The sequence below is a fragment of the Holdemania sp. genome, from assembly GCF_986127675.1.
The window spans coordinates 1-7,352 of record NZ_CFQZWI010000122.1 but is presented as its reverse complement, the minus strand read 5'-3'; the positions used below and the strand labels follow the sequence as shown (position 1 = coordinate 7,352).

Below are 7,352 nucleotides of genomic sequence, written 5' to 3'. Positions count from 1 at the left end.
TCAAGATCTTCCGGATGTTGACAGAGGAATTCGGGAAGACGGTTATCGTCGTCACCCACTCCAACGTCGTATCCGAACTGAGCGATCACCGGGTAGTTCTCAACGAAGGACAGCTGAAGGATAGGGAATAAAGATCAGTCAGCGCCGTTTCACCGGTATGGCGATATAAGATAAAAAAGAAGGGATCAGGGAAACCTGATCCTGTTTTGTTGAAAATTTTCAATAAAATCCGAGAAAATTGTCAAGATTTTCAGAAACAGACGGCGAAACTTGCCCCGCAAGCCTGTTTTTTATGATATCCTATAATCATTCAGCGTGCCGGCGGCCGGTTTGAGCCGGAACTATCCGGCAATCAGAAACAGCTGGAAGCCAAAGCGCATGATTGACATGAAGCAGAAGCGTGGAAAGTGGGGGAAGTTCGGAAATGAGAATGTGGAAAATGACAAGACTCGTTTCCTGGATGGCCTGACGGCGGGTAATATCAGGTCATAGGAAAAAAGAAAGCGAGGAATACTCATGCAGGAGATTCAATTATTAAAAGCGATCGAACAGGATGCCCGGATATCCGTTACCGATCTTGCCGATATTTTAAACTCAACTCCACAACAGGTAGACGGCGAAATGAAGAAGCTGGCCGAGGAAAAGGTCATCTGCGGATATCACACCGTCATCAACTGGGATAAGACGAATCAGGATCACGTTATGGCGCTGATTGAGGTCAACGCTTCGCCGGAGCGCGACTGCGGCTATGATAAAGTCGCGGAGAAAATTTACCGTTACCCTGAGGTCAGCAACATGTATCTGATTTCCGGCCGGTCCGAATTCATCGTGATCGTCAAGGGCCGGACGATGCGCGAAGTTGCCGATTTTGTCGGTCAGAAGCTGGCTCCGATTGAGGGGGTCAAGGGCACGGCCACTTACTTTGTGTTAAAACAGTATAAAGTCGAAGGCGTGATCATTGATCAGCAGGAAGATGATCAGGAACGACTGCTGGTGACCCCATGAACCCCAAGTCATTGTTAAACGACGTCATCGGGACGATCCCGCCGTCAGGCATCCGCAAGTTTTTTGATCTGGCCAGTTCGATGGAAGGCGTTATTTCACTGGGCGTCGGGGAACCGGATTTTGATACTCCGTGGCATATCCGCGAGGAAGCGATCTATGCGATTGAAAAGGGGCGGACATTTTATTCCGCCAATGCCGGACTGCCGGAATTGCGCAAGGAGATCTGCCGTTATCTGAAACGGAGATTCCAGCTGGAGTATGCGTGGAACAGCGATATTCTGGTTACGGTCGGCGGCAGCGAGGCGATAGATATCGCCTTCCGCTCGTTATTGAATCCGGGAGATGAAGTGATCGTGCTGTCTCCGGGTTATGTCGCCTATGAACCATGCGTGCGTCTGGCGGGCGGTGTACCGGTGATCGTGGAACTGAAAGAAGAAGATAAATTCAAACTGAAAAAGGAACAGCTTAAACAGGCGCTGTCCCCGAAGACCAAAGCGATTTTAATGAATTTCCCGGGAAATCCTACCGGCGGCATCATGACAAAGGAAGACTTCAGCGAGATTGTGCCGTTGATTCAGGAATCCGGGATCGCGGTGGTCACGGATGAAATTTACGCTGAGCTGACCTACAGCGGCAAGCATTGCTCGATTGCTTCCTTTAATGAGATCAAGGATCAGGTGATTCTGATCAGCGGATTCTCCAAAGCCTATTCGATGACCGGCTGGCGGTTAGGCTATATCGCCGCCCACCGGGATTTGATCGCCGCGATGAATAAGGTTCATCAGTACGCGATCATGTGTGCGCCGACAATCAGCCAGTATGCCGGCATTGAAGCGATGGCGAAGGGCGATGGGGATGTTGAAATGATGAAGGATTCGTTTGAACGCCGCCGCAATTTTATCGTCAACGGCTTAAACCGGATGGGTCTGCAATGCCCAATGCCGCAGGGGGCATTCTATGTGTTCCCTTCGATCAAGCATACCGGGATGACCTCGGAAGAATTCTGCGAGAAGCTGCTGGAAAAAGAAAAGGTTGCGGTCGTACCGGGCAACGCCTTCGGCGCCAGCGGCGAAGGCTTCGTGCGGATCTCTTACGCTTACAGCATTGATGAAATCAAAGGTGCGCTGGAACGTATCGCCCATTTCCTTGAAACATGTTAAATTATAGAATTACAAAGCTCTGAATTCCTCGGTGAAGTTCAGAGCTTTGTTTTTCCTGCAGGCTTGTTCAGAACGTTGGGGGAAATAAGCAGCGAAGGCTGCGGCAGATGAAAGGTCAGGACTGCCACCAGGATGTTGGCGGCTGCTTTGTCATCAGACCTTCAATGATCCAGCCGGAAATTGAGTCTCCGTTATGATGCGGCTGACGGCGGCACCACAGCCAGCCTGTCGAGGTTCCTTTTTTCAGCTGGGACATGCCGGGATCCTCAACCGTGAATTGCAGCTGGAAGCAAGCCTGCTCCCGCTGAATTTGCCGCGCCGTGATTTCACAGTCGGCAATTTTGACCGTACTCCAGAACAGGGGGCCGTTGGGATCCGCAGGCGCGTTATAAAGCGCGGCGAGCCGGGCGTAATCCTGAGAAAGAACTGCTTCCTGATACGCTTTGGCAAGCTGATCAGCACTTTCAACCGGACCGCGCCGGGTTTGATCGTTCGCCATCCAGAGACTCTGATCCACTAGCCAGGTCTGATCTTCGTTGACCAACGTTAAGACAAGCGCATAAGCCGCAGGCGTGTCCCCATAAGAAGCTTTGATCTGAGCCAAAACCGTGTTGTCATTGATCGTCAGGATTTCGCAGCTTTCCAGCTTGCCTAACCGGGTCAGGCCATAATCCGTTCCGCTGACGGCTTGATTGGCAATGATAAACCGTTCGCGGCAGGCTTCGGTCAAATGGGAAGCTAAACCTTCACCTGCACGCTGAAAGCGCAGTTTGACCACATCGTTGACCAAAGCGGCGATGACTTCCGGGTTTTGTTCCGCGAATTCCGGACTTTTCTGATTTTCAGCATGCTGCTTCTGATAATCGGCAGAGACGGTGGTCAGACCGATTTCCGCAGGCTGATGTTGGCAGCCGGTCAATAAAAGCAGGATCGAAAAGGCGATCCATCCCTTTCGGTATGATTTCATAACGACGCTCCTTTTTTCTAACTTTATTATATAGGAAACGTCAGGGAAAAGGCAGTTGAATACCGTGAAATCGAGGATTGGCAAAGGAAAATAGGCTTGAAATGACAGGCTTATTTCAAAAATAAAATAACAAAAAAAACATGTTTACTTTCGCTGGGGAGTTTGCTATACTAGATAAACGGGTAGATATAAAAAATATTTACTCCTTGCTTATCCGCCAAGCGATAAGCCAATAGACCATAAGGAGGTGTGCTACATGAAAAAGTATGAAGTCATGTACATCGTAAACGCATCCCTGGATGATGCAGCTCGTCAGCAGGTTATCGACGGACTGCACGCCATCATCACCGACAACGGAGGAAAAATCCTGAAGGTAGATGACTGGGGAGTCAAAGAGTTTGCGTATCGTATCGAAGACATGACCAAAGGTTACTACATGGTTGTAACTTTTGAAGCTGACAATGCAACGGTTAAAGAATTTGATCGTCTGTCCCGCATTAATGCGAACATTGTCCGTTACATGATCATCAAACAGGACGAAAAATAAGCGATAAAGTACTGAAGGAGGAGCTGTCATGATTAATCGTGTCATTTTAGTCGGGCGTTTAACCCGCGATCCAATGCTGAGAAAGACCCAGAGCGGACTTTCTGTCGCAACCTTCACCGTCGCCTGCGACCGTCGGTTCTCCGGCGGCAACGGGCAGGACCGGCAGACTGATTTCATCAGCTGCGTGGCCTGGCGGCAATCTGCGGATTTCCTCGGCCAGTATGCGCACAAAGGGGCGCTGGTCGGCGTTGACGGACGGATCCAGACACGGAACTATGACAATGCTTCCGGTCAGAAAGTGTACGTCACAGAAGTGGTCTGTGACAGCGTACAGCTGCTGGAATCGAAATCGGCTTCTGAAAATCGTTCTGCTTCGATGGGCTATCAGCCGCAGAACGCCGGTTATGCCCAGGCCAACCCGTTTGGGGACGCTGCGGCGAACGATGGATTCGATGATTTCAGCGCTGGTCCGACACTGGATATTTCCAGCGATGACTTACCATTTTAATTGAAAGGAGATCGACTATGGCATTCAAAAAACAGCGTATGGGACGCAAAAAGGTTTGCTATTTCACAAAGAACAATATCACTTCGATCGACTATAAAGATGTTGAACTGCTGAAGCGGTTTGTTTCTGCCAACGGCAAGATCATTCCACGGCGGGTTACCGGCACGCGCGCGAAGTATCAGCGCATGCTGGCGACTGCGATTAAACGCGCACGCCAGATGGCTTTGCTGCCTTACGTTAACGACTAAGTTATGAAAAAGCCTCCATCAGTGATCTGGTGGAGGTTTTTGCCATTCACAGGAGGGACAACATGAATAATAGTGTAAGAAAAATAACCGACGGCGCGATGATGGTCGCCCTGATCGGTCTGTTTCTGTTTATAAACCGGCAGCTGGCCGGGCTTTTGGATTTGTACGCCGCGTGGCTGGTGCCGCTGCCGATGGTGATGTACGCGGTGAAATACGGATGGAAAAGCGCGCTGGTTCCGTTTGTTTCCGTTATTTTTCTTTCATTTATTATCGCCGGTCCGCAAACCTGGTTTTACGTCATTACAGCCTGCGTTTGCGGCGTAGTGTATGGTCAGGGAGTGAAAAGCGGATGGAATAATCTGCGCCTGATGCTGACGACGATGATCTTTACCATTCTTTCAAATTTAATCACAACGGTTTTATTTGCGTCCTTTTTCGGTTATGATATAGCTATGGAAATTTCCGAAATGGGCAAAATGATGACGCAGATGTCGGAAAATTTCAATGTGCAGCTGCCGGCGAGTCTGGATATCACGGGATTTCTCAAAATGATCTTCGTTTTGTCAGCGGTGCTGACCGGCGTGATGGAAGGCATCATCGTCCATCTGCTTTCGAATTTCATGCTGAAGCGGATGAAGATTAAAGTCGCGCCGCCCAAGCCGTTAAGCGAGATCATGATCCCGAAGGCGCTGGCCTACGTCTGCTTTCTTCTGTTTATCGCCAGTAATTTTACCAGCCAGCTGGCAACGCTGCCGTCCTGGGCGACGGAGCTGATCCTGATCGGCGGGGTGTTGGGTGCGCTGGTACTGGTCTTTTTCGGGTATATCTGCTGCCTGGTTTACGGGGCGGTCCGCTACCATAAAAACGTCGCGCTGTTCGTCATTCTTATCACGTTCTTGATGCTGCCGATCATGCTGCCGCTGCTGGCGATCGTCGGCTTCCTGTATGTCACTACCGATATGCGGGAGAAAATTCTAAGGAGGTAACGTTTGTGTCTGAAAAAATTGGAAAGATCAAAACGCTGCTGCTGATCCTGATTGTTGTCGAAGTGCTGGGCTTAGTCTGCCTGTATTTCCTGTTCGATCTGGATATCAAGCTCGCCGCTTTATACTTCATCATCAATACCCTGACGGTGTATTTCCTCGTGCAGTATTTTCAAGAGGACAGCCAGAACCGGATGTTCGGCGTTTCCCGAATTCTGGGCAGCGAAGCCAAGGATGCTTTCCAGTTTGGTCAGATTGGAATTCTGACGTATGATGAAAACTACACGATCACCTGGATGAGCGAATTGTTCGCTGATCGCGGCATCAACCGCATCTCCAAAAAGCTGACGATGTGGCTGCCAGAGGTCAATGATCTGATTCAGGGGGATGTGGAAAAGGTCCAGGTCCAGATCGACGACCGGACCTATGAAATCGCGCGCAAGGAAGACGCCCGGATTTTGTTTTTCCAGGATGTCACCGAGCAGCAGCAGCTGGAGAAAGCGTATCAGGAAGAACAGGTCGTCGTCGGTCTGATTCATCTCGATAACTACGAAGAATCCACGCAGTATGAAGAAGAACAGGAGATCGCGATGATCAACAACAATATCCGCCAGCCGGTCGTCGAATGGGCGAAGAATCACGGCATGCTTCTGCGGCGGTTAAAGTCCGACCGGTTCCTCGTCGTTTTAAACGAGCGGATTTTCAAGCAGATCGTGGACGAGCGTTTCAGCATTCTGGCCCAGACCCGCAAGGCATCCCAGCAGCTCGATGTGGCGATCACCCTGTCGATGGGCTTTGCCCGCGGAAGCAGCGATGTGGCGCAGTTGGATGAAATGGTCAACCAGCTGCTGGAACTGGCGCAGAGCCGGGGCGGCGACCAGGTGGCGATCCGCCGTCAGGGCGAGGACGTCAAATATTTCGGCGGCAGCAGCGAAGCGCAGGAAAAGCGCAGCCGCGTGCGCGTGCGGATCATGGCGCATACGCTGCGCGATCTGATCAAGAAGAGCACGAACGTTATTTTATTAGGCCATAAGGAAGCTGATTTTGACTGTCTCGGTTCGCTGATGTGCTTAAGCCGAATCGTTCAGGCATATGACAAGCCATGCTGCATCATTTCCAAATCCGGCGGGATGGAGGAAAAGCTCAGCGGCGCGATGAATCTGTATAAGAAGGAATTGGAGCCGCGTCATAAATTTGTCACGGAAAACGAAGCGCTGAACCAGCTGCGGGACGGAACGCTGGTCATCATGGCCGATCACCATCACCCAAGCCAGTCCAACGGCGCGCAGGTATTGGAAAAAGCCAAGAAGATCGCGATTTTCGATCATCACCGCCGCCGTACCGATCTGGATATCAACCCGATTCTTGTCTACATCGAACCGAGCGCATCCAGCGCTTGCGAATTGATCTCGGAATTTGTGCCTTATCAGACCGGCAAGGTCGACTTTATCAGCGAGGAAGCAACGATCATGCTGACAGGGATGATGATCGACACCAACCGCTTTAAAGTCCGCACCGGCACCCGCACGTTTGAAGCCGCGGCGATGATTCGCCGCTGGGGTGCGGATCCGCAGGAAGCCGATAATTTATTAAAGGATGAATATTCTGAATTTGAAACGAAAACAAAGGTTTTAAAATTCTGTGAAAAAAGAGATAATGGTATTGTCATTTCCGCAGTGACGGACAATGAGATTCTTTCCCGCGCGATGCTGTCGCAGGTTGCCGATACGATTTTGATGATTAAAGGCGTGGAAGCCGCTTTTGTCATCGCCAGGATCAGCGATTCCCAGACGGCGATCAGTGCGCGCAGCCGCGGCCATGTCAACGTGCAGGTGATTATGGAACGGATGCACGGCGGAGGGCATTTGAGCGCCGCCGCGCTGCAGCGGGAAAATACGAGCGTGGAAGATTTACGAACAGATCGGAAGAGCGTC

At 50.7% G+C, this 7,352-nt stretch carries 8 protein-coding genes; 7 read left to right on the top strand and 1 reads right to left on the bottom strand.

The features are described from left to right. Nucleotides 1–516 precede the first annotated feature (516 nt). A complete protein-coding gene (locus AC5OW4_RS13505; RefSeq protein ID WP_072685648.1) occupies nucleotides 517–1,005 on the top strand; it encodes an Lrp/AsnC family transcriptional regulator in 489 nt (162 codons plus the stop codon). Continuing rightward, nucleotides 1,002–2,165 (top strand): aminotransferase class I/II-fold pyridoxal phosphate-dependent enzyme, encoded by a 1,164-nt coding sequence (locus tag AC5OW4_RS13500; protein ID WP_195397645.1) that lies wholly within the window; start codon nucleotides 1,002–1,004, stop codon nucleotides 2,163–2,165. The genes AC5OW4_RS13505 and AC5OW4_RS13500 overlap by 4 nt, the downstream gene beginning before the upstream one ends. A 115-nt stretch (nucleotides 2,166–2,280) precedes the next feature. On the opposite strand, the gene AC5OW4_RS13495 is transcribed toward AC5OW4_RS13500, so the two are convergent. Then, the gene (locus tag AC5OW4_RS13495; protein WP_072685650.1) at nucleotides 2,281–3,132 is read right to left on the bottom strand and encodes a hypothetical protein; all 852 of its coding nucleotides are present in this window, start codon (nucleotides 3,130–3,132) and stop codon (nucleotides 2,281–2,283) included. A 256-nt stretch (nucleotides 3,133–3,388) separates the two neighbouring features. Here AC5OW4_RS13495 and rpsF point away from each other — a divergent pair, with 256 nt between their 5' ends. The 5 genes from rpsF to AC5OW4_RS13470 all read left to right on the top strand — a co-directional run. Continuing rightward, nucleotides 3,389–3,679: a 30S ribosomal protein S6 gene (gene rpsF, locus AC5OW4_RS13490; protein ID WP_006057560.1), complete on the top strand. Its 291-nt coding sequence runs from the start codon at nucleotides 3,389–3,391 to the stop codon at nucleotides 3,677–3,679. Between the two features lie 28 nt (nucleotides 3,680–3,707). Next, the gene (gene ssb / locus AC5OW4_RS13485; protein WP_072685651.1) at nucleotides 3,708–4,187 is read left to right on the top strand and encodes a single-stranded DNA-binding protein; all 480 of its coding nucleotides are present in this window, start codon (nucleotides 3,708–3,710) and stop codon (nucleotides 4,185–4,187) included. A 17-nt stretch (nucleotides 4,188–4,204) separates the two neighbouring features. Further along, nucleotides 4,205–4,435 carry a 30S ribosomal protein S18 gene (rpsR, locus tag AC5OW4_RS13480; protein WP_006057562.1) on the top strand — a complete coding sequence of 77 codons (231 nt, stop codon included), beginning with the start codon at nucleotides 4,205–4,207 and terminating at the stop codon, nucleotides 4,433–4,435. Between the two features lie 62 nt (nucleotides 4,436–4,497). Further along, nucleotides 4,498–5,421 carry a DUF2232 domain-containing protein gene (locus AC5OW4_RS13475; protein WP_072685652.1) on the top strand — a complete coding sequence of 308 codons (924 nt, stop codon included), beginning with the start codon at nucleotides 4,498–4,500 and terminating at the stop codon, nucleotides 5,419–5,421. 5 nt (nucleotides 5,422–5,426) lie between these two features. After that, a partial coding sequence (locus AC5OW4_RS13470) for a GGDEF domain-containing protein (RefSeq protein ID WP_493677084.1) occupies nucleotides 5,427–7,352 on the top strand: 1,926 nt, incomplete at its 3' end.